We start from the raw sequence: 20,901 nt of genomic DNA on the forward strand, positions 1-20,901 counted from the left end.
TATAAGTCATTAACCGCCTGCGTCCGGAATCCCAATGAATGACATTGCCCTTAGCGGTCTGGCCAAGCAATTGGTACTGGCCGAGCTGATCACTGATCAAAGTGCGCAACAGGCATATCAGCAAGCCCAACGCGATCGAGTCTCACTGGTCAGTTATCTGGTGCAAAACAAACTGCTGAAAAGCTGGCAGGTCGCCGAGGTGGCTTCGGAGCATTTCGGCATGGCCCTGCTGGACCTCAACTGCCTGGAAAAAGACACCCAGCCCAAGGGGCTGGTCAGCGAAAAACTGATCCGCCAGCACCACGCCCTACCCCTCTGGCGGCGCGGCAACAAACTGTTCGTGGGGGTTTCCGATCCGAGCAATCAACAGGTCATCAACGACATCCAGTTCAGTACCGGGCTGAACACCGAAGCCATCCTGGTCGAAGAAGACAAGCTCAGCGACGCCATCGAAAAATTCTTCGACAGCCACGCCACCGGCCTGGAAGAGATGGCCGATGTCGACCTCGACGGTCTGGACATCGAGTCGGTCGATGACCAGAAACAGGACACCATCGCCGGACAGGATACCGATGACGCGCCCGTGGTGCGCTTCGTCCACAAGATGCTGCTCGATGCGATCAAGAGCGGGTCTTCCGACCTGCATTTCGAACCCTACGAAAAAACCTACCGCGTGCGGATGCGCACCGATGGCATCCTGCATGAAGTCGCCAAGCCACCCACGCAACTGGCCAACCGCATTGCTTCCCGGCTCAAAGTCATGGCCAGTCTCGACATCTCCGAGCGGCGCAAACCCCAGGACGGGCGGATCAAGATGCGCCTGTCCAAGAGCAAGTCCATCGACTTCCGGGTCAACACCCTGCCGACCCTGTGGGGCGAAAAAGTGGTGATCCGGATCCTCGATCCGTCCAGCGCGCAAATGGGCATTGATGCCCTCGGCTATGAGCCGGAGCAGAAAGACCTGTACATGGCCGCCCTCAAACAACCACAGGGGATGATCCTGGTGACCGGGCCCACCGGTTCAGGCAAGACCGTGTCGCTCTATACCGGGCTGAACATCCTCAACACCGTCGACATCAACATCTCCACTGCCGAAGACCCGGTGGAAATCAACATGGAGGGCATCAACCAGGTCAACGTCAATCCCAGGCAGGGAATGGATTTCGCCCAAGCGTTGCGCTCGTTTCTGCGCCAGGACCCGGACGTGATCATGGTCGGCGAAATCCGCGACCTCGAAACTGCCGAAATTGCCATCAAAGCCGCCCAGACCGGGCACATGGTGCTTTCAACCCTGCACACCAACAGCGCCGCGCAAACCCTGACCCGCCTGCACAACATGGGGATTCAGGGCTTCAACATTGCGACCTCGGTCAGCCTGATCATTGCCCAGCGCCTGGCGCGCAAGTTGTGCAGCCATTGCAAGAAACCCATCGAGATTCCCCGCGAGACGCTGCTCAAGGAAGGCTTCCCCGAGGAACGCATCGGCTCGTTCACGATCTATGAACCGGTCGGCTGCAATCAATGTAACGCCGGCTACAAAGGGCGAGTGGGGATTTATGAAGTGGTAAAGAACACCCCTGACCTGCAACGGCTGATCATGGCCGAAGGCAATTCACTGGAGATCGACCTCCAGATGCGCAAGGACGGCTTCAACGACCTGCGCACCTCGGGCTTGCTCAAGGCCATGCAAGGCATCACCAGCCTTGAAGAAATCAACCGGGTCACGAAGGACTGAATATGGCGGTCAAAGCAGCGAAAATCAGCGTGTATGCCTGGGAAGGCACGGATCGCAAAGGTGCGAAAATGACCGGCGAGTTGACCGGACAAAATCCTGCGCTGATCAAGGCCCAGTTGCGCAAGCAGGGCATCAACCCGGGCAAGGTGCGGAAAAAGTCCACGTCCATTTTCAGTGCCGGTAAGCGCATCAAACCCTTGGACATTGCCCTGTTTACCCGGCAGATGGCGACCATGATGAAAGCCGGCGTACCGCTGCTGCAATCGTTCGAGATCATCGGCGAAGGCTTTGATAACCCGAACATGCGCAAGCTGGTGGACGAGGTGAAACAGGAAGTCGCGGCCGGTAACAGCTTCGCCGCGGCCCTGCGCAAAAAGCCCCAGTATTTCGACGAGCTGTACTGCAACCTGGTGGACGCCGGCGAGCAGGCCGGTGCCCTGGATACCTTGCTGGAACGGGTGGCGACCTACAAGGAAAAGAGCGAAAGCCTCAAGGCCAAGATCAAGAAAGCCATGACCTACCCGCTGGCGGTGGTGTTCGTTGCAATCATTGTGACCGGCATTCTGCTGGTCAAGGTTGTGCCGCAGTTCCAGTCGGTATTCTCGGGGTTCGGCGCCGAACTGCCGGCGTTCACCGTGATGGTCATCGGCTTGTCGGAGTTCATGCAGGACTGGTGGTGGATGATACTCGGCGTGCTGGCTGGGGGGATCTTCGGCCTGCGCCATGCCTTCAAGAATTCCCCGGGTTTTCGCGACCGGACGGACACCTGGTTGCTGAAACTGCCGCTGGTTGGCGCGCTCATGTACAAGTCCGCCGTGGCCCGATACGCCCGCACCCTGTCGACGACGTTTGCCGCCGGCGTGCCACTGGTCGAAGCCCTGGAGTCAGTGGCGGGCGCGACCGGCAATATCGTGTTCAAGCGAGCGGTGTTGCGCATCAAGCAGGACGTTTCGACCGGCATGCAGCTGAATTTTTCCATGCGTACCTCCGGCATCTTTCCGACCATGGCGATCCAGATGACGGCCATTGGCGAAGAGTCCGGTGCGCTGGACGACATGCTCGACAAGGTCGCGAGTTTCTACGAGGCCGAGGTGGACAACATGGTCGATAACCTGACCAGCCTGATGGAGCCATTCATCATGGTGGTGCTGGGTGTTATCGTCGGCGGGCTGGTGGTTGCAATGTACCTGCCCATCTTCCAACTCGGCTCAGCGGTCTGATATGTCCTTGAACGATTTTCTGAGCCTCAACCCGCTGGCCTTCGTGATTACCGCAGGGGTAATCGGCCTGCTGATCGGCAGTTTTCTCAACGTGGTGGTCTGGCGCCTGCCGAAAATGCTTGAGCGTGAATGGCGCCTGCAGGCCCATGACGTACTGGACTTGCCAGCCGAAGCCCCCGGCCCGACCTACAACCTGATATTGCCCCACTCCGAGTGTCCTCACTGCGGCCATCGGATTCGAGTGTGGGAGAACATTCCAATACTCAGTTATCTGTTTTTACGTGGGCGATGCTCGAGCTGTGCAGCGCCGATCAGTAAACGTTACCCGCTGACCGAACTGGCCTGCGGCCTGCTGTCGGCGTTCGTCGCCTGGCATTTCGGTTTCGGCTGGCAGGCCTGCATGGTGCTGGTCCTGAGTTGGGGCCTGCTGGCGATGAGCCTGATCGATGCCGAACATCAACTGTTGCCGGACGTACTGGTGATGCCATTGATGTGGTTGGGACTGGTCCTCAACAGCTTCGGGCTCTTCGTATCACTGCATGACGCGTTCTGGGGCGCGGTGGCCGGCTACATGGCGCTGTGGACAGTGTTCTGGCTGTTCAAGCTGGTCACCGGCAAGGACGGCATCGGTTACGGTGACTTCAAGCTCCTGGCGATGCTCGGCGCCTGGGGCGGCTGGCAGATCCTGCCCATGACCATTCTGCTGTCATCGCTGGTAGGGGCCATTCTCGGGGTTATTTTGCTGCGCCTGCGGGATGCGAAAACCTCGACGCCCCTACCCTTTGGACCCTATCTGGCCATTGCCGGCTGGATTGCCTTGCTCTGGGGTGGTCAAATAACCGGCTTCTATTGGCAGTTTGTCGGTTTGAAATGAATACCCCTGTGGAAAAACCCTGGATTCTCGGCCTGACCGGCGGCATCGGCAGCGGCAAAAGCGCGGCCGCGCAGCACTTCATCGACCTCGGCGTGCACGTGGTGGACGCCGATCATGCGGCTCGCTGGGTGGTCGAACCCGGTCGCCCGGCACTGGCAAAAATCGCCGAGCACTTTGGCCCCGGCGTGTTGCAAGCCGATGGCCAGCTGGATCGTGCGGCCCTGCGCAAGCTGATCTTCGAGGTGCCGGAAGAACGCCGCTGGCTTGAAGCGCTACTGCATCCGTTGATCGCCGAGGAAATCGCCCATCATCTGGCCAAGGCACAATCGCCTTATGCGATTCTGGTTTCGCCGCTGCTGATCGAGTCCGGGCAGTACGCCATGACCCAACGGGTCCTGGTGATCGATGCCCCGGAACAGTTACAGATCGAACGCACCCTGCAGCGTGACCAGACCAGCGAACAGCAAGTCCAGGCGATCCTCAAGGCTCAGTCCAGCCGACAGGACCGCGTGAGCCATGCCGACGATGTGGTGGTCAACGACCGCGACCTCGCCTGGCTGCACAGCGAGGTCGAACGCCTGCATCACTTTTACCTTACTTTGCGTGGAGGCCAGTCATGAGCCAAACCCCGACCGTCGATTGCCCAACCTGTGGCGCCCCTGTCGAATGGAGCCCCGAGAACAAATTCCGGCCATTCTGTTCGGACCGTTGCAAACTGATCGACTTGGGCGCCTGGGCGTCGGAAGAGCACAAGATCCCGGTGCCCCCCGATGCCGAGGACGAGTTGTTCAGCGGCGACTTCGACCCACGTCACTGATCCCGGCCATCAGGGCCGCATAAAGCCATAGTCCTGGCCCTCGTCGAGGTTCTCGGCGAGAAACCGCAACTCATCGGCCAGGTCTTCGATATTGCGTACTGCCTTGCTCTGCTGCACCACTGCACTGAGCAAGGCGCGCAGGCTCAATCCCGGATCGAAACCCACCTCTTGCGCCACATCCAGACTCTGACGCAGCTCCTGCCTGGCCCACTCGTAGACACTCATTTCGATGCTCCTGAAAGTTTTCCGAAGCATGGATTCGTCAACGTTTTTTGGATTTGATGTGGATCAAGATTCGGGATCGTCATCTTTCCAGGGCGCCGATAGATAGCGCGTGCGATTGAACGTCTCCAGCCATTCGGGGCAGAACACCACCAACGCGCTGACCACCATGCCGTTGATGAACGCTTCCGGAAAAATCAGCAACCACAGGTAACCAACAAAGTCTTCCAGCCAATACGGCATGGCGAATCGCTCGTCGTACCACAGCAGCGTGAGTGTCAGGATCAGGCACAACAAGGCCGACAGCGCAGCGGCAAAAAAACCGGAACAGAAGATGTACACGAAGGGATTACGTGGCTGCGCGCGCTCCACCAGGATGGCGCAGCACTCGGTGACCAGCACCGGCAGCAGAATCAGCAGCGCTCCGTTTACGCCGACAGCGGCCAGGTCCTGACGCCCGAGCAACACCAAGCCCACCTGCGCGACCAACCCGCCGACAATCGCCAACGGCCAATCCAGCAGTAAGGTCACGGCGGTCATGCCGATGAAGTGATAGGACACGCCGGTATCGAAGTCCCGTCGCACCAGCCACAGCATGAACAGCGCGAACACCGTACCGAACAGCAGATGCTGGCGACGGCTGTCGCTGAACAGTTCGACCCATGGCGCTCGCGCAATTGCCCAGATCAGCGCCGGTATATAGATCAGCCAACCCACCGTCAGGGTTTCGGATGACAGTAACTCGGCACCGATCATGGCTGGGCACACTCCCTTGTCTTGCCAGAAGAGAACAGGTCATCAGTCTACACCGCCCTTCGACATTGCTCTGGAGGGGCGTTTTAGGATTAGGGGGCATATGGCGGCTCTTTTCTGATCGTGTACATATCCGTTACTGCGGTAACGGCGACTTATGGTTTCGCTTTTACAGCGAGTCACTTTCGAAAAGCGCGAAAGTAACCAAAGCGCTTTTGCCCCTCCATTCGGTGCCTCGCCTAGGCTCGGCATGCCCTCACTCCGGCATTGCTCCGGGGGCCCGCCGCCATCGGCCATCCATGGCCGGGGGCGGCTACCGCGGCATCCCTGCCGCGGTGCCCCCTACGCAACGCCTGCGTTCGGCCTCTGGGAAAGGGGCGGACAGATCAAGATCAAAAACCAAAGCAACGGCAACGGCAAGATCAAAAGATCGCAGCCTTCGGCAGCTCCTACAGGGGAATGCGTTCACTTGAAGTCAGGCCGGCCGGTAGGCCGCCTCGCTTTGGCTTTTGCGGTGCACGCCCCCTCGAGAGACCGAGTGGAGGTTCTGCGCAGTGGGCAACCCGGCATGGATGCCGGGTTAGCCGCCCCCGGCCATGGATGGCCGATGGCGGCGGGCCCACGGAGCAGGACCGGAGCGAGGGCACCCTGAGCCTAGGCGAAGGGCCGAACGAAAGGGGCAAGAGCCTTTGGTTACTTTGGGCTTTTCAAAGTGACTCGCTGTAAGAGCGAAACCGCCAGCCGGCACTACCGCAGAAACGGATATGCACACGATCAAAGACCCAGCGATTGTTACATTTCCTGCAAGACTGAATCAGACCCAGCCCCCTTTATCCCCCGCAGGCAAAGACTAAAATTCAGACACTGGAACCCACACAGAGCACAGAAAAATGAAAACCCTGACCAGCCTGTTCCTGACCCTCGCCGCCACCTCGGCCCTGGCCGCCAACGAGCCAGCCGCTGCCACCCCGTACAACCCGGCACAGCCACTGGACATCGCCAAGGTCGTTTCAGTGACAGACACCGCAACCGCCTGCGGAGTCGTGCCAGCGACCATGGAATATATCGACCATCAGGGCCAGACCCATCGCGTGACGTACGAAGTCATGGGCAACTGCACCACCGATCTGTGATCGCCCCAGTCATAACAACTTCCATGTGTAGCTGAGAATCAGGCGATTCTCGTCGATATCACTGCGGTAGTTGGAGCGCGCCATGGCGTTGCGCACGCGGATCCCGAGGCCTTTGAGGCTGCCGCTTTGCAACACATAGCCGATGTCCAGATCGCGCTCGCGGTCCTTGCCTTCAAACCCCTTGCCGGTGTCGACGTTATTGCCGGTGATGTAACGCACGGTGCTGGTCAGCCCCGGCACGCCGAGGGCGGCGAAGTCGTAGTCGTAACGCGCCTGCCAGGAACGCTCATCGGTGTAGGCAAACTCATAGGTCGGCACCTCGTTGCCCAGCGGTGAGATGTTGGCAAACACTCGCGGAAAGGCGCTGTCGCCGAACATGCCCTGGTAGCCGACATAAAACGTGTGGCCCCCGCGCTTGGCCGACAGCAGGGAGAAGAACGCCTGGTTGTCGATATTGCCCAGCAACTTTTTGCCGTCTTCGCGCGAATCGTAATAGCCAAGGTTGGCGCCCAGGGTCCAGTCTCCCGCCGGCTCGCTGTGCTTGAAGCCGAGAAAGCGCTGGTTGTAGATATCTTCCAGTTGCCCGAACCAGGCGCTGACCGAACTGCGTTTATCATTGAACGCGTAGTCGGCGCCGGCAAAGTTGAAACCATCGCTGCTGACCTGACGCTGGGGTACATGACCGAGCATGGCTTGCATCTTTTCATCGCCAGCCTCGTTGCGCAGGCTGGTCGAACTCAAATGACCGCCCTGTAAGGTCAAGCCATCGATCTCATTGGAGCTGATGCTTGCGCCCTGATAACTGGGTGGCAGCAGACGGATATCGCTGAAGGCCAGCACCGGCAGGTTGGGTTGCAGTTCCCCCACCTTCAATTCGGTCTTGGAGTAACGCACCTTCAGCGCGCCCCCCAGACGACTGTATTCATTCGCCGCGCGTCCATCATCGTGCACCGGCAACAAACCGGTATTGACCCGATCCGGGCTGCTGTCGAGTTTGAGGCCGAGCAGGCCAATGACATCCACACCAAAACCGACAGGCCCCTGGGTGTAACCGGATTTGACGTTGAGAATGAAGCCCTGTGCCCACTCTTCGGCCTTCGACTGTTTATTGGCGCCGACGATGTCGGAAAAGTCTCGGCTGAAGTAGTAATTGCGCGCTTGCAAGGTGGCGGTGCTGTCTTCGATGATGCCGCCCTCGGCGGCCATCGCACCGGTGGAGAAACTCGAGACGACAGCGATGGACAACACTGAACCGGTTGTTGGAAAAATCTGTTTCATCGTTTTTTCTCTTATTTTTATTGATCGACAGGTTGAAGTGATTCGATTGCGGCGATTTCGCCGCTAGGGACGGGACGACGGGCGCTTAAAAACAAGTGGGTGACCATGCCGAAAATCAGTCCCCAGAAAGCGGCAGACAACCCAAACAGCGACATGCCCGAGGCGGTGGTGAGAAAGGTCACCAACGCGGCTTCACGATCACTCGGCACCGCCATTGCGCCAGCCAGTGCCCCGGCGATCGCGGAGAACAGCGCCAGCCCGGCCAGGGCTGCGATCAACTCCTTGGGAAACGCCGAAAACAACGAAACCAGCGTGGCGCCAAAGATCCCCAGCACCAAATAACAGAGACCGCCCACCACCCCGGCCACATAGCGTTTGCCCGGGTTTTCATGGGCCTCGCGACCGGTACAGATGGCGGCGGTAATCGCCGCCAGATTCAGCCCGTGACAACCGAACGGCGCCAACAGCGCAGTGCCCAACGCACTGCTGGCGATGATCGGGCCGGCGGGCGTTGAGTAGCCGCTGGCGCGCAGCACCGCCATGCCGGGGACAAACTGGCCGGTCAGCGCCACCATCACCAGCGGCAAGGCGATATTCAGCGTCGCGCTCAAACTGAACGCAGGCGTGATCCACACTGGCGTGGCCAAACCGATCACCAGCGCTTCGCGGTGCAAATCACCGGCGAGAAACGCGATGGAACAGCCCACCAGCAGCACCATCAACACCGCATATCGCGGCATCACCCGTTTGCAGATCAGATACGTTGCAAACATCGCCAGCACCAGCACCAGCAGCGGCTTGCCTTGCAACGAGACGAACAACCCGGTGCCGAAACTGAACAGAATCCCCGCCAGCATCGCCGCCGCAATCGCCGCGGGCAGTTTGCCGATGATCCGGTCAAATGCTCCCGACACCCCGACCAGAAAGATAATCAGGCTGCTGACCAGGTACGCGCCCACCGCTTCGGGCATGGAGATTCCCGGCAACAGCGCCACCAGCAACGCCGAGCCCGGCGCCGACCAAGCGATAATCACCGGCACCCGGTAACGCAGGCTCAAACCGATGCCGAGCACCGCGCTGCCGATGGAAATCGCCCAGACCCACGACGACAGCACTTCTCGCGAGAGGTGCGCGGTTTCGGCGGCTTGAAAGATGATCACCAAGGGGCCCGCGTAGGAAATCACCGTCGCGATAAATCCGGCGACGGCAGCCGACAAGGAAAAATCCCGGACTAACGTTTTCATGAAACGTCGCCGACAGACCCGCCAGGCGAACCATGGCGCAGGCCCGACAGCGCTTGTTTGACACTGCGCTGACTGCTGATCGCGAACACGGTCATGGCAATGGCGGCCACCGCACCGGGCAAGGCAAACGCCATGAAGTTCAGTTGCAGCGGCAGGCTGATCCCCAGCAAGGCACCACCCAGCAGCGGGCCGACGATAGCGCCGTTGCGGCCGATGCCCGACGCCCAGCCCAAACCGGTGGAGCGAATGGCCATGGAGTAGAACTGCGCGGCGCAGGCGTACAGCAGAATCTGCGAGCCGATGGTGGTGGCGCCAGCGATGGCGATCAGCAGGTACAACACCGGCATCGGACTGTTGAAGCCAAGCAAGGTGATCGATACGGCTGCACCGGCGAAGAACATCGCCAACACGCGCGGCAGGTTGAGTTTGTCACCCAGCACACCGCCGCCGACCGCGCCAAAAATGGCGCCGAAGTTGAGCACCAGCAGGAACGACAGGCTCGAGCCCAGGCTGTAACCGGCGTTTGCCATCAGTTTCGGCAGCCAGGAACTCAAGGCGTAGACCATCAGCAAGCAGCAGAAAAAAGCCAGCCACAGCATCAGCGTGCGCAGCGCCCGCCCCTCACGAAACAACTGCAACACCGGGGTGCCGCTGCCCTTCACTTCGCTCATGTGCAGCTGATCGCCGGTTTGCGCGATATACGCCGGATCGACTCGCTGGAGAATGTTGCGCGCCTCTTCATTGCGCCCCTGACGCAGCATGAAACCCACCGATTCAGGCAGGAAGTACATGATCAACGGCAACAGCAGCAACGGCAGCACCGCCACGTAAAACACCGACTGCCAACCGAAACTTGGGATCAGCACGATGCCGAGCCCCGCCGAGAGCATGCCGCCCACCGAGTAGCCGCTGAACATGATCGCCACCAGCGTGCTGCGGATTTTCTTCGGCGCGTATTCGTTCATCAGCGCCACGACGTTGGGCATCACCCCGCCAATGCCCAGCCCGGCAATGAACCGACAGAGGCCAAACTCGGTGGGGTCACTGGCAAAACCGTTGAGTACGGTAAAACCGCTGAACAGCATCACGCACAGGGTGATGGCTTTTTTACGACCGATCTTGTCTGACAGCGGGCCGAAAAACAGCGCGCCAAACATCATTCCAAACAGTGCATAACTTCCCAGTGCGCCGGCTTGCAGAGGACTGAGCCCCCACTCTTTCATCAGCATCGGCAACACCACGCCGTAGATCACCAAATCGTAACCGTCGAAAATGATGATCAGGGCGCACCAGAACAGCACCATCCAGTGAAAGCGGTTGAATCGTGCCTTGTCGATAACCTCATGTACGTCAATCTTGCGCATGGCATCTATCTCTTGTTGTTGTTTTTTTAAGAGTCGGTAACGCGGCTAACGTCCGTACAGCCGAGGGTAAAGTCGCCAGGCACGGGGCAATATCCGCTTTGCGCAGATCGCTATCCGTTTTGTGCACTGCCCGGAACCGGGCGTTGGGTGGGGAAAGAGGGGCTTGAATCAGAGAAACCTGTGGCGAGGAGCACGTCTATGCTGGACTTACACCGCTCATGCCTTTGCTCCTATCTACAGGAGGAAAAATCAATGGTTCCCACGCCCATTTCCGAGAAGGCTTTCTCTCGAGGTCTGCTCGATGTACTGATTCGTGCCGGGTTGATTGCCGTTCTGGTGGTTTTCTGCTTCCAGATATTCAGTCCATTCCTCGATCTGATGCTGTGGTCGATAATCCTGGCAATCACCCTCTACCCATCACAGGTCAGGTTCAAAGGCATGCTGGGAGACAAGGATGGGCTCAGCGCGACGCTGATTGTGCTGATCGCCATCTGCATCCTTATGGTGCCTGCCTATTTGTTGGGAACCTCGATTGCAGACTCCGTGGAACGGGCGATAAGCATGGTCAAAAGTGACAGTTTCCATATCCCCCCGCCGTCCGATGCGGTGGCCGGCTGGCCACTCGTGGGCAAACCCCTTCATGGCTTATGGACACAAGCTGTCACCAACCTGCCCGACCTGCTACAGAAGTTCATACCGCAAATCAAAGGTGTCAGCCTCTCCCTGCTGAGCAAGCTGGCGGGGGCCGGCATGGGGCTCCTGTTATTCATCTTCGCCCTGATGATTGCCGGTATTTTTTTAGCCTATGGTGAAAGTGGCCACCGCAGCGCAGTGCAAATCGCTTCGCGCTTCTGCGGCCCGGTCAAGGGACCGAAAATCACCGAGCTGTGCACCGCGACCATCCGGGCAGTGGCGTTGGGCGTGGTCGGCATCGCCTTCATCCAGATGCTGTTGATCGGCATCGGCTTTGTGTCCATGGGCATCCCCGGCGCAGGTCTTCTCGCCTTGGCGGTGCTGCTTATTGGCATCATGCAATTACCGGCCACCCTGATTACCCTTCCGGTCATCGTCTACGTCTTCGCGAACGAAGGTGCCAGTACGGCGACCATTGTGTTTGCCATCTATGTCTTCGTTGCGGGCCTGGTCGATAACGTCCTCAAACCGTTGCTGCTAGGTCGAGGTGTCGATGTGCCAATGCCGGTGGTGCTGATCGGTGCCTTGGGCGGCATGGTCACGAGCGGTATCCTCGGCCTGTTTATCGGCCCCGTGATACTGGCGGTCGGTTATCGGCTGTTCTGGCAATGGGTGGACGATCAAGCGCAAGAACCCGGGACAGACCACCAGGGACCGACCTGACACGTCTGCCGAGGATATCGCCATGCTGTTGAATCTACTCGCCGGTCTCCCCGTGATGCTGTTCTGCCTGCTGATGCAAGCCGTTTTCATAACTATCTGTTTGCGCCATTACGTGCATTTCAGGCATACCCATCCAAATCGCGAATCGCAATGGCTGAATATCCTGTTGCTGTCGATGGTCATGGTGCTGATGTTGCTCGGCAATTTCGTGCAGATCGTCATCTGGGCCACCCTGTTCATGTTGCTCGACGAATTCGACGAATTCGCCACTGCGCTCTATCACTCGGCAGTCAACTTTGCCACGCTGGGCTATGGCGATATCATCATGTCCCCACGCTGGCGTCTGCTTGGCCCACTGGAAGCCGCCAACGGCATCCTGATGTTTGGTGTCTCTACCTCAGTCATGACCGCTGCGGTGATGGATGTCATCAAACACAGCATGGAAAGGCTACAACAGCGCGAACACCTATAGGTACGTCAGAAAAAGCAGGTAAGGTTCTATCTGAAGAAATCGCGACAGCCTTTTTTCTTTTGCGACAGACTTTATTATTCAGATCACATTTGAACGCTAAGCTTGGGCCTATGGATGACTCAGATTATTTACGCCTGCTGACCATCGCGGCCGAGCAAGCCAACACGTTCCTTTCCAATGCCCGCAAATGGGAGCGTGAGCGTTGGGTTTGCCAGCGCCTGCTGCAAGGTCTGAACATTCCCTATCGCGCCGACGAGTTTGCCCCCGCCGGAGAGCCGCCGGACGTGCTGTTTCGCGACGCGAATTTCGAGGTGTTCTTCGTGCTCGACGAGGGCCGGCGCCTCAATGATGAATGGCGTGATGAGCTGCAACGTCGGCGCAGCGCGTTCTCCCTGAGCCAGCTGGTGCGCCGCGAGGCCAAGCCCCGGCGGATCCCGGCTAATGAATTTCTGCTGAGACTGGCGCCAACCTTGCGCAAAAAAGCCCACAACTACAAAGAGCGCGGCATGGACCTGGGGGATCTGGACATCATCGCCTTCGCCAGCCTCAAGCGCGAAGTGCTGGACCTCAACAGCCACTTCCCGCCCCCCACCGAATACCTGCGTCAAGGCTGGCGTTCGCTGTCGCTGGTCGGCCCGACCTTCGCCCGCGTGCTCTTCGCCCACCCGGACGCCCCGGATTTCCTGCGCAGCAACCTGGGACGCAGCATCGTCTTCGATGTCGGGATCAGCCTGTGAGTCCCGCCACAGATACCGGCAACCCTGCACAGGATGGCGCAATCACTGGCCGAATGTTACAAAGCGCAATCGTTCACCCGAACCACATGCACCGTTCAACGCTTGCAGACAATCTGCTGTAACGTCTGCACATTCAGCAACGTCTACCCGACGAGGCCTTTATGACCAGCCGCCTGAACCCCGACGACCAGAAGCATGTCGAAGAGTACCTGCACCTGTCCCAGCACCAAGTCGAGCGCCGGCCTTTCCGGCCGTGGATGCTCCTGGTGGTGGTGTTGGCAGTGACCATTGGCCTGGGCCTGTTGAGCCGACTTATCAGTTACCTGACGCTATGAGCTGCATCGCGCTCGCTCGGGTAATTGCACCGATTTCTTTTAGCCTTGCGAGATATCCCCATGACTCATCGTATTGTCATCGTTGGCGGCGGCGCCGGCGGTCTGGAGTTGGCTACCCGTCTGGGTAAGACTCTGGGCAAGCGCGGCACGGCCAGTGTGATGCTGGTCGACGCGAACCTGACCCACATCTGGAAACCGCTGTTGCACGAAGTGGCCGCTGGATCGCTCAACTCTTCCGAAGACGAACTCAACTATGTTGCCCAGGCAAAATGGAACCATTTCGAGTTCCAGCTGGGGCGCATGAGCGGGCTCGATCGCGCACAGAAGAGAATCCAGCTGGCCGCCACTTATGACGAAGCTGGTCTGGAACTGGTGCCGGCGCGCGAAGTGCCTTACGACTCGCTGGTGATCGCGGTCGGCAGCACCACCAACGACTTCGGCACTCAAGGCGCGGCGCAACACTGCCTGTTCCTCGACACCCGCAAACAGGCCGAGCGCTTCCATCAGCAACTGCTCAATCACTACCTGCGCGCGCACGCCGGACAGACCGACACCGTGCAACAGATCAGCGTGGCCATCGTCGGCGCCGGTGCCACCGGGGTCGAACTGGCAGCGGAACTGCACAACGCCGCCCATGAACTGGCGGCTTATGGCCTGGACCGGATCAAGCCGGAAAACATGCACATCACCCTGATCGAAGCCGGGCCACGGGTTCTCCCGGCGCTGCCGGAACGGATCGGCGGGCCTGTGCATAAAACCCTGGAGAAACTCGGGGTCAACGTCATGACCAATGCCGCGGTCAGCGAAGTGACCGCCGACAGCCTGATTACCGCCGACGGCCAGGTAATCAACGCCAGCCTCAAAGTCTGGGCCGCCGGGATTCGTGCGCCGGGTTTCCTCAAGGACATCGATGGCCTGGAAACCAACCGCATCAACCAGCTGCAAGTGTTGCCGACCCTGCAAACCACCCGCGACGAGAACATCTTCGCCTTCGGTGACTGCGCGGCCTGCCCGCAACCGGGCAGCGACCGCAATGTGCCGCCGCGCGCCCAGGCGGCCCACCAACAGGCTTCGTTACTGGCCAAATCGCTGAAACTGCGGATCGAAGGCAAGGCCCTGCCGGAATACAAATACACCGACTATGGCTCGCTGATTTCGCTGTCGCGTTTTTCGGCTGTGGGTAACTTGATGGGCAACCTGACCGGTAGCGTGATGCTCGAGGGCTGGCTGGCACGGATGTTTTACGTGTCGCTGTACCGCATGCACCAGATGGCACTGTATGGCGCGTTCCGTACGGCGATGTTGATGCTTGGTAGCAAGATTGGGCGTGGGACCGAGCCACGGCTCAAGCTGCACTAAATTTTCGGCGTCTGTCAGGGCCTCATCGCGGGCATGCCACGCTCCCACAGGATCTGCGTCGTACGCAAATATGCGGCCAACAAAGATTAACTGTGGGAGCGTGGCTTGCCCGCGATGCAGGCGCCTCGGTCTACCCCCGTGAACACTTCTGTGTCTCACTGTATCTCCCCCACGATTTCACCCCTTCGCTTACAAACTCCCTCCTTGCACGACACAGTAGCGATACACCACGCCCGCTAAATGGCCACACCCGAGCAAGGCACCGCCTGCTTCGGTCATCGCCGCACCTACGTGGCGTCCTTTATCGAACGGTTGTGTCGTGCAACCCAGGAGATTTGTAATGTCCCGTACCACTACTCTCAGCAAAAACACCGTTGGCCTGCTCGGCGCTGTCCTGGCCGGCGGCCTGATGTTGTCCGGTTCCGTATTCGCCGCGCAGCCACTGACCCAGGGCTACATGGTCGCCTCCGCCGAAACTTCGGTAAAAACCCCAGAAGGCAAATGTGGCGAAGGCAAGTGCGGCGATGCCTCGATGGCCAAGACCGACACCGATGGCGATGGTCAGGTGTCCCGTGCGGAGTTCCTGAAAGTGGCGCCCAAGGGCGACTTCGACAAGATCGACACTAACCACGATGGTCAAATCTCGGAACAAGAGGCTTTCGACAATGTGAAAGCCAGCTACGAAGCCAATGGCAAACAAATGCCAAAAGGCTTGTTCGAGCACCTGAAAGACAACAGCTAAGCCAATGAAGACCAGGCCCTGCTTCTCCATCGAGGAGCGGGGCTTTTTTTCGTCCGGCGGATTTACAACTGAAACCGCTGCACCATGGTCCGTAACGAATTGGCCAACTGCGACAGCTCATGGCTGGAGGCGCTGGTCTGATCGGCGCCAGCAGCGGAGCGTACCGACAAATCGCGAATGTTCACCAGGTTGCGGTCAACTTCACGCGCCACTTGCGCCTGCTCTTCGGCGGCGCTGGCGATCACCAGGTTGCGTTCGTGGATCTGGTGAACCGAGGCGGTGATGGTCTGCAGCGCCTCACCCGCATGCTCAGCCAACGCCAGGGTGCTGGCTGCCCGCGAGGAGCTGGCTTGCATGGAGTCCAGCGCCTGGGTTGAGCCAGTACGCATGCCCTGAACCATTTGTTCGATTTCCTGAGTCGATTGTTGCGTGCGGTACGCCAGGGCGCGCACTTCGTCGGCAACCACCGCGAAACCTCGACCGCTTTCGCCTGCTCGCGCCGCTTCAATGGCGGCGTTAAGAGCCAACAGGTTGGTCTGTTCGGCAATGGCACGAATCACATCCAGCACCTTGCCGATGTCCTGGGACTGGTTGGCCAACGATTGCACCAAGCCGCCAGTCGTCTGTACGTCGCTGGCAAGGGCGCTGATGGCTCTCACGGTTTCGCTCACTCGCTGCTGACCAACGTGTGCCGACTCACTGGATTGGCGCGTGGCATCGGAGGTAGAAACCGCATTGCGTGCGACCTCCTCCACCGCCGTGGTCATTTCGGTGACGGCCGTCGCCGCTTGTTCTATCTCGTTGTTCTGCTGTTGCAGATTCTGGGTGCTGTCGAGCGTGACCACGTTCAATTCATCGGCTGCCGTCGCCAATTGCGCCGCCGAACCGCTGATGCCCTGCAAGGTTTCACGCAAGTTGTGTTGCATGGTCGCCAGCGCCTTGAGCAAGCGGCTCACTTCGTCGTTGCCATGGGTTTCGATAGGACGGGTCAGATCGCCTCGTGCCACGTTTTCCGCAGCGTTCAACGCCTCTGCCAAGGGTTTGACGATGCTGCGGGTCAACAGCATCGCAAGGCCGACCGTGGCCAACGCCGCGAGGGCAATGAACAGGCTGACGATCATCCGGGAGCTGGCATAGTGCTCTTGGGATTTCTGGCTCTCGGCAGCCACTTGCCGGGTGAACAGTTCCGCCAGATCGTTGAGCTGTTTGCCCGAACCGTCGACAACGGTCTTCATGTCGACCAGCAGCAGTTTGGTCAGCTCGTCACGCTTCCCTTGCTCAGCGAGGGTGAAGGATTGGGCGATGCCGTTGCGGTAGGCGGCGAAGGTTTTTTTGAACTGGTCATACAACTCCTGGCCCTCAGGGGTAGTGACCAATTTGTCATAAGCGGCGATTTTCTCGCTCAACTCCTTGTCGCGCGTGTCCATCTGACTGCGGTAAGTGGCGATGTTCGTCGGATCCTGATCCAGGGCCATGCGCAGGGAAATGGTACGGATGCGCAGCATGAGCTCGCGGATCTCGTCACCGCCGCGAATGCTCGGCAACCATTGGGTCTCCACCGCCACCTCGCTGTCGCGAATGCTCGACATCTGCCCCAGTGCAAATACCCCGAGCAACGCCACCAGTACCGCGATCAAGGCAAAACCCAGCGCGGCGCGAGGGGCAATATTCAGCTGACGAAGAAACATAACGAGCGCCTTTGTTTTTATTGGCTGGAGTGGAGGCCCTGTCCGTGCCCCGTTAGCTCGTTATCGGCAAGTTGTACGATGACTTGAAACGATCTGCTTTTTCGCAGGCAAAAAAAATCCCCGTATCTTTCGATACGAGGATTTTTAATATGGTCGGGGTAAGGGGATTCGAACTCCTGACATCCTGCTCCCAAAGCAGGCGCGCTACCGGACTGCGCTATACCCCGGTAAAAAAAAGGCACCTTTGAAAGGCGCCTTCTGCGAACAGAGCTTTTGGCGTCTGATCTTAAGATTCGATTCCAGCGTTAACTGGTTTCAAAAATGGTGGGTCGTGTGGGATTCGAACCTACGACCAATTGGTTAAAAGCCAACTGCTCTACCAACTGAGCTAACGACCCAAAAATGGTCGGGGTAAGGGGATTCGAACTCCTGACATCCTGCTCCCAAAGCAGGCGCGCTACCGGACTGCGCTATACCCCGGTTTGAAATTGGCTCCGTGACCAGGACTCGAACCTGGGACCCAATGATTAACAGTCATTTGCTCTACCGACTGAGCTATCACGGAACTACATATTTCAATTACAACTGGTATTTCAATTTACAACTGTGAAGCTTGCTTCACCTCTTCGACCCGTTCGCATCGCTGCGTTCGTGTGTCTGAGGCGCGCTATTCTACAATCTTAAGCACCTCTGTCAACCCCCTAAATTGCTTTCAAGTTAATGATTTGCAACTTATTTCAGATTCCTGCTTGGGGAGCAGAAACCCCTTCGGGGTGACTTACTGCGGGGCGCACTTTACAAGCATTTTCCTTTGAGTTCAACAGCCTATCGAAAAAAAGGCCTCGCAATGCGAGGCCTCTTTCATTTTGTTGCCACCGGGGATCAGACAAAGACGATTTCGTCGTTCTCCACCACACCTTTGGCGGTCTCTCCGGGCATGAAACGACCCGATAGAATCAGCTGTGCCAGCGGGTTCTCGATCCAGCGCTGGATCGCCCGTTTGAGCGGCCGTGCGCCATAGACCGGGTCGTAACCGACGGCGATCAGCTTATCCATCGCTTCCGGACTCAGCTCAAGCTTCAGCTCGCGCTCGGTCAGGCGGCTGCGCAGGCGACCCAACTGGATCTCGGTAATGCCGGCGATCTGATCCCGAGCCAGCGGCTCGAAGATCACCACTTCGTCGACCCGATTGATGAACTCCGGCCGGAAGTGCGTGGAAATCGCATCCATCACCGCTGCGCGCTGCGCTTCGCGATCCCCTATCAGTTCCTGGATCTGCACCGAACCGAGGTTGGAGGTCATGACGATCACGGTATTTTTGAAATCCACCGTGCGGCCATGGCTGTCGGTCAAACGGCCATCTTCGAGCACTTGCAGCAAGATGTTGAACACGTCCGGGTGGGCCTTCTCGACCTCATCCAAGAGGATCACCGAGTAAGGCTTGCGACGCACCGCCTCAGTCAGGTAACCGCCCTCTTCATAGCCCACATATCCCGGTGGCGCACCAATCAGGCGAGCCACGGAATGTTTCTCCATGAATTCGGACATGTCGATCCGCACCATCGCCTCTTCAGTGTCAAAGAGGAACTCGGCCAGCGCCTTGCACAACTCGGTTTTACCGACACCGGTCGGGCCGAGGAACATGAACGAACCGCTCGGGCGATTCGGATCGGACAACCCGGCACGGGAACGCCGCACTGCGTTGGAGACGGCGATCACTGCTTCGTCCTGACCAATCACACGTTGGTGCAACAGGCTTTCCATCTTCATCAGTTTTTCGCGCTCGCCCTCGAGCATTTTCGCCACGGGGATGCCGGTCCACTTCGACACGACTTCAGCGATCTCTTCTTCAGTCACCTTGCTGCGCAACAACTGGTTTTCGCTTTTGCCGTGCTGGTCGACCATTTGCAGGCTGCGCTCCAGGTCCGGGATCACCCCGTATTGCAGCTCGGCCATGCGGTTCAGGTCGCCTTTACGGCGTGCGGCTTCCAATTCCTGACGGGACTGTTCGATTTTCTGCTGGATCTGCGCCGAACCATGAACTTCGGCTTTTTCCGAGTTCCAGATTTCTTCGAGGTCCGAATATTCACGCTCGTGACGGGCGATTTCTTCCTGCAGTTTTTCCAGACGTTTCTTCGCCGCGTCGTCGCTTTCTTTCTTCAGCGCCTGGGATTCCACCTTCAACTGAATCAGGCGACGCTCCAGACGGTCCAGCACTTCCGGCTTGGAGTCGATCTCCATGCGGATGCGGCTGGCGGCTTCGTCGATCAGGTCGATGGCCTTGTCCGGCAGCTGGCGGTCAGTGATGTAGCGATGACTGAGCTTGGCCGCGGCGATGATTGCGCCGTCGGTGATCGCCACCTTGTGGTGAACCTCGTAACGCTCTTTAAGGCCACGCAGGATGGCGATGGTGTCTTCTTCGCTCGGCTCGTCCACCAGGACTTTCTGGAAGCGCCGCTCGAGAGCCGCGTCCTTCTCTATATATTGGCGATACTCGTTGAGCGTGGTCGCGCCGACGCAATGCAGCTCACCGCGAGCCAATGCAGGCTTGAGCATGTTGCCGGCGTCCATCGAGCCTTCGCCCTTGCCGGCACCGACCATGGTGTGCAATTCGTCGATGAACAGAATGATCTGCCCTTCCTGCTTCGACAGTTCATTGAGCAGAGACTTGAGGCGCTCTTCGAATTCGCCACGGTATTTGGCACCGGCAATCAGCGCCCCCATGTCCAGAGACAACAGGCGCTTGCCTCTCAGGCCATCGGGCACTTCACCGTTGATGATGCGCTGGGCCAGGCCTTCGGCGATCGCGGTTTTACCCACGCCAGGCTCACCGATCAGCACCGGGTTGTTCTTGGTGCGGCGTTGCAGAACCTGAATGGTGCGGCGAATTTCGTCGTCACGGCCAATCACCGGATCGAGCTTGCCCTCTTCGGCGCGCTTGGTCAGGTCGATGGTGTATTTATCCAGCGCCTGACGCGATTCTTCGTGGTTGGCGTCATTGACTGCGTCACCGCCGCGCAGGTTGTTGATCGCATTTTCCAGGGCTTTCTTGCTCACGCCCTGTCCGAGCAGCAATTTGCCGAGCTTGCTGTTTTCGTCCATCGCGGCGAGCAGCACCAGTTCGCTGGAGATGAATTGGTCGCCCTTCTGCTGGGCCAGGCGATCGGCCTGGTTCAGTAGACGCGCCAGATCCTGCGACATGTTCACGTCGCCGGTCGGGTTCTGGATTTTCGGCAGCTGATCGAGCGCTTTGGTCAGTTCTTTACGCAGGCTGTTGACGTCGAAACCCACCTGCATCAGCAGAGGCTTGATCGAACCACCCTGCTGCTCAAGCATGGCTTGCATCAAGTGCGCCGGTTCAATGGCCGGATGATCGAGGCCGACAGCCAGGGACTGGGCGTCGGACAGGGCTAACTGCAGCTTGCTGGTTAAACGGTCTATACGCATGGGTTCACCTTCCTTTTGAGCAGGCCGGACCTATAAACATCCCGAATAAAGAAACCTGCCAGATACCGCTATAGATGTGGTCGATTCTGGGAGATTCAAGCGTCGTGCAGTTGATGTAGATCAGA

19 protein-coding genes, 4 tRNA genes and 1 pseudogene are annotated in these 20,901 nt (G+C 58.7%); 12 read left to right on the plus strand and 12 right to left on the minus strand.

Translation table 11 applies throughout. The annotated features are described in order from the left end of the window. The first annotated feature begins 34 nt into the window (after nt 1-34). The 5 genes from pilB to yacG are packed head-to-tail and all read left to right on the plus strand — an operon-like array spanning nt 35 to nt 4,646. Complete coding sequence (gene pilB, locus LOY36_RS24250) at nt 35-1,735, plus strand: type IV-A pilus assembly ATPase PilB (RefSeq protein ID WP_258671184.1); 1,701 nt, start codon at nt 35-37, stop codon at nt 1,733-1,735. A gap of 2 nt (nt 1,736-1,737) precedes the next feature. Further along, nucleotides 1,738-2,955, plus strand: a complete 1,218-nt coding sequence (locus LOY36_RS24255) for a type II secretion system F family protein (protein WP_019650988.1) — start codon at nt 1,738-1,740, stop codon at nt 2,953-2,955. A 1-nt stretch (nt 2,956) separates the two neighbouring features. Continuing rightward, nucleotides 2,957-3,829 carry an A24 family peptidase gene (locus LOY36_RS24260; RefSeq protein WP_258671185.1) on the plus strand — a complete coding sequence of 291 codons (873 nt, stop codon included), beginning with the start codon at nt 2,957-2,959 and terminating at the stop codon, nt 3,827-3,829. Beyond that, entirely contained in the window at nt 3,826-4,449 is a 624-nt protein-coding gene (gene coaE, locus LOY36_RS24265) for a dephospho-CoA kinase (RefSeq protein WP_026346004.1), read from the plus strand. Before LOY36_RS24260 ends, coaE begins: the two co-directional genes overlap by 4 nt. Beyond that, nucleotides 4,446-4,646: a DNA gyrase inhibitor YacG gene (gene yacG / locus LOY36_RS24270; RefSeq protein WP_007938961.1), complete on the plus strand. Its 201-nt coding sequence runs from the start codon at nt 4,446-4,448 to the stop codon at nt 4,644-4,646. The genes coaE and yacG overlap by 4 nt, the downstream gene beginning before the upstream one ends. Nucleotides 4,647-4,655: 9 nt before the next feature. Here the strand turns inward: yacG and LOY36_RS24275 are convergent, their stop codons facing one another. Both LOY36_RS24275 and LOY36_RS24280 read right to left on the minus strand, forming a co-directional pair. Continuing rightward, nucleotides 4,656-4,871 (minus strand): hypothetical protein, encoded by a 216-nt coding sequence (locus LOY36_RS24275; RefSeq protein WP_007938959.1) that lies wholly within the window; start codon nt 4,869-4,871, stop codon nt 4,656-4,658. Nucleotides 4,872-4,934: 63 nt separating this feature from the next. Beyond that, a complete protein-coding gene (locus tag LOY36_RS24280) occupies nt 4,935-5,624 on the minus strand; it encodes an energy-coupling factor ABC transporter permease (RefSeq protein ID WP_258671186.1) in 690 nt (229 codons plus the stop codon). An 887-nt stretch (nt 5,625-6,511) separates the two neighbouring features. On the opposite strand from LOY36_RS24280, the gene LOY36_RS24285 reads away from it, so the two are divergent. Next, nucleotides 6,512-6,754 (plus strand): DUF2790 domain-containing protein, encoded by a 243-nt coding sequence (locus tag LOY36_RS24285; protein WP_018930181.1) that lies wholly within the window; start codon nt 6,512-6,514, stop codon nt 6,752-6,754. A 9-nt stretch (nt 6,755-6,763) separates the two neighbouring features. Here the strand turns inward: LOY36_RS24285 and LOY36_RS24290 are convergent, their stop codons facing one another. Genes LOY36_RS24290 through LOY36_RS24300 form a run of 3 tightly spaced genes read right to left on the minus strand, consistent with a single transcriptional unit; the run spans nt 6,764 to nt 10,640 of the window. Continuing rightward, entirely contained in the window at nt 6,764-8,032 is a 1,269-nt protein-coding gene (locus LOY36_RS24290) for an OprD family porin (protein WP_258671187.1), read from the minus strand. A gap of 17 nt (nt 8,033-8,049) precedes the next feature. Next, nucleotides 8,050-9,276, minus strand: a complete 1,227-nt coding sequence (locus LOY36_RS24295) for a benzoate/H(+) symporter BenE family transporter (protein ID WP_258671188.1) — start codon at nt 9,274-9,276, stop codon at nt 8,050-8,052. Continuing rightward, nucleotides 9,273-10,640: an aromatic acid/H+ symport family MFS transporter gene (locus tag LOY36_RS24300; protein ID WP_258671189.1), complete on the minus strand. Its 1,368-nt coding sequence runs from the start codon at nt 10,638-10,640 to the stop codon at nt 9,273-9,275. Before LOY36_RS24300 ends, LOY36_RS24295 begins: the two co-directional genes overlap by 4 nt. 252 nt (nt 10,641-10,892) lie before the next feature. Here LOY36_RS24300 and LOY36_RS24305 point away from each other — a divergent pair, with 252 nt between their 5' ends. From LOY36_RS24305 to LOY36_RS24330, 6 genes are all read left to right on the plus strand, one after another. Next, nucleotides 10,893-11,996 carry an AI-2E family transporter gene (locus LOY36_RS24305; protein WP_258671190.1) on the plus strand — a complete coding sequence of 368 codons (1,104 nt, stop codon included), beginning with the start codon at nt 10,893-10,895 and terminating at the stop codon, nt 11,994-11,996. A gap of 22 nt (nt 11,997-12,018) precedes the next feature. Next, nucleotides 12,019-12,468, plus strand: a complete 450-nt coding sequence (locus LOY36_RS24310) for a potassium channel family protein (RefSeq protein ID WP_019650980.1) — start codon at nt 12,019-12,021, stop codon at nt 12,466-12,468. Nucleotides 12,469-12,578: 110 nt separating this feature from the next. Then, nucleotides 12,579-13,205 carry a DUF1780 domain-containing protein gene (locus tag LOY36_RS24315; protein WP_007938395.1) on the plus strand — a complete coding sequence of 209 codons (627 nt, stop codon included), beginning with the start codon at nt 12,579-12,581 and terminating at the stop codon, nt 13,203-13,205. 161 nt (nt 13,206-13,366) lie between these two features. Further along, nucleotides 13,367-13,540: a DUF3094 domain-containing protein gene (locus tag LOY36_RS24320; RefSeq protein WP_007938396.1), complete on the plus strand. Its 174-nt coding sequence runs from the start codon at nt 13,367-13,369 to the stop codon at nt 13,538-13,540. Nucleotides 13,541-13,600: 60 nt separating this feature from the next. Then, nucleotides 13,601-14,899: an NAD(P)/FAD-dependent oxidoreductase gene (locus tag LOY36_RS24325; protein WP_019650979.1), complete on the plus strand. Its 1,299-nt coding sequence runs from the start codon at nt 13,601-13,603 to the stop codon at nt 14,897-14,899. Nucleotides 14,900-15,239: 340 nt separating this feature from the next. Next, nucleotides 15,240-15,641, plus strand: a complete 402-nt coding sequence (locus tag LOY36_RS24330) for an EF-hand domain-containing protein (RefSeq protein ID WP_138866324.1) — start codon at nt 15,240-15,242, stop codon at nt 15,639-15,641. A gap of 62 nt (nt 15,642-15,703) precedes the next feature. Here LOY36_RS24330 and LOY36_RS29185 read toward each other — a convergent pair whose 3' ends face one another. The 7 genes and pseudogenes from LOY36_RS29185 to clpB all read right to left on the minus strand — a co-directional run bounded on the left by LOY36_RS29185 (nt 15,704) and on the right by clpB (nt 20,776). Continuing rightward, nucleotides 15,704-16,567 carry a methyl-accepting chemotaxis protein gene (locus LOY36_RS29185; RefSeq protein ID WP_408981130.1) on the minus strand — a complete coding sequence of 288 codons (864 nt, stop codon included), beginning with the start codon at nt 16,565-16,567 and terminating at the stop codon, nt 15,704-15,706. Further along, a pseudogene (locus LOY36_RS29190) lies at nt 16,559-17,329 on the minus strand (MCP four helix bundle domain-containing protein); the annotation flags it as partial. The pseudogene LOY36_RS29190 and the gene LOY36_RS29185, both read right to left, overlap by 9 nt. A 150-nt stretch (nt 17,330-17,479) precedes the next feature. After that, nucleotides 17,480-17,556: transfer RNA gene (locus LOY36_RS24340), tRNA-Pro, on the minus strand. Between the two features lie 95 nt (nt 17,557-17,651). Continuing rightward, a tRNA-Lys gene (locus LOY36_RS24345) sits at nt 17,652-17,727 on the minus strand. A gap of 5 nt (nt 17,728-17,732) precedes the next feature. Continuing rightward, nucleotides 17,733-17,809, minus strand: a tRNA-Pro gene (locus LOY36_RS24350). A gap of 9 nt (nt 17,810-17,818) precedes the next feature. Further along, nucleotides 17,819-17,894, minus strand: a tRNA-Asn gene (locus LOY36_RS24355). 317 nt (nt 17,895-18,211) lie between these two features. Beyond that, a complete protein-coding gene (gene clpB, locus LOY36_RS24360; RefSeq protein WP_019650976.1) occupies nt 18,212-20,776 on the minus strand; it encodes an ATP-dependent chaperone ClpB in 2,565 nt (854 codons plus the stop codon). Nucleotides 20,777-20,901: the final 125 nt, after the last annotated feature.

This window comes from Pseudomonas sp. B21-019, assembly GCF_024749225.1.
Taxonomy (GTDB): domain Bacteria; phylum Pseudomonadota; class Gammaproteobacteria; order Pseudomonadales; family Pseudomonadaceae; genus Aquipseudomonas.

Excerpts from the sequence above, each read along its gene's own strand:
- clpB (WP_019650976.1), bottom strand. The coding sequence starts at position 20,776 with ATGCGTATAGACCGTTTAACCAGCAAGCTGCAGTTAGCCCTGTCCGAC.
- LOY36_RS24315 (WP_007938395.1), top strand. The coding sequence starts at position 12,579 with ATGGATGACTCAGATTATTTACGCCTGCTGACCATCGCGGCCGAGCAA.
- LOY36_RS24255 (WP_019650988.1), top strand. The coding sequence starts at position 1,738 with ATGGCGGTCAAAGCAGCGAAAATCAGCGTGTATGCCTGGGAAGGCACG.
- LOY36_RS24280 (WP_258671186.1), bottom strand. The coding sequence starts at position 5,624 with ATGATCGGTGCCGAGTTACTGTCATCCGAAACCCTGACGGTGGGTTGG.
- LOY36_RS24300 (WP_258671189.1), bottom strand. The coding sequence starts at position 10,640 with ATGCGCAAGATTGACGTACATGAGGTTATCGACAAGGCACGATTCAAC.
- LOY36_RS24310 (WP_019650980.1), top strand. The coding sequence starts at position 12,019 with ATGCTGTTGAATCTACTCGCCGGTCTCCCCGTGATGCTGTTCTGCCTG.
- LOY36_RS24275 (WP_007938959.1), bottom strand. The coding sequence starts at position 4,871 with ATGAGTGTCTACGAGTGGGCCAGGCAGGAGCTGCGTCAGAGTCTGGAT.
- LOY36_RS24330 (WP_138866324.1), top strand. The coding sequence starts at position 15,240 with ATGTCCCGTACCACTACTCTCAGCAAAAACACCGTTGGCCTGCTCGGC.
- yacG (WP_007938961.1), top strand. The coding sequence starts at position 4,446 with ATGAGCCAAACCCCGACCGTCGATTGCCCAACCTGTGGCGCCCCTGTC.
- LOY36_RS29185 (WP_408981130.1), bottom strand. The coding sequence starts at position 16,567 with ATGCAACACAACTTGCGTGAAACCTTGCAGGGCATCAGCGGTTCGGCG.
- LOY36_RS24290 (WP_258671187.1), bottom strand. The coding sequence starts at position 8,032 with ATGAAACAGATTTTTCCAACAACCGGTTCAGTGTTGTCCATCGCTGTC.
- LOY36_RS24320 (WP_007938396.1), top strand. The coding sequence starts at position 13,367 with ATGACCAGCCGCCTGAACCCCGACGACCAGAAGCATGTCGAAGAGTAC.
- LOY36_RS24295 (WP_258671188.1), bottom strand. The coding sequence starts at position 9,276 with ATGAAAACGTTAGTCCGGGATTTTTCCTTGTCGGCTGCCGTCGCCGGA.
- pilB (WP_258671184.1), top strand. The coding sequence starts at position 35 with ATGAATGACATTGCCCTTAGCGGTCTGGCCAAGCAATTGGTACTGGCC.
- LOY36_RS24260 (WP_258671185.1), top strand. The coding sequence starts at position 2,957 with ATGTCCTTGAACGATTTTCTGAGCCTCAACCCGCTGGCCTTCGTGATT.
- LOY36_RS24305 (WP_258671190.1), top strand. The coding sequence starts at position 10,893 with ATGGTTCCCACGCCCATTTCCGAGAAGGCTTTCTCTCGAGGTCTGCTC.
- LOY36_RS24325 (WP_019650979.1), top strand. The coding sequence starts at position 13,601 with ATGACTCATCGTATTGTCATCGTTGGCGGCGGCGCCGGCGGTCTGGAG.
- coaE (WP_026346004.1), top strand. The coding sequence starts at position 3,826 with ATGAATACCCCTGTGGAAAAACCCTGGATTCTCGGCCTGACCGGCGGC.
- LOY36_RS24285 (WP_018930181.1), top strand. The coding sequence starts at position 6,512 with ATGAAAACCCTGACCAGCCTGTTCCTGACCCTCGCCGCCACCTCGGCC.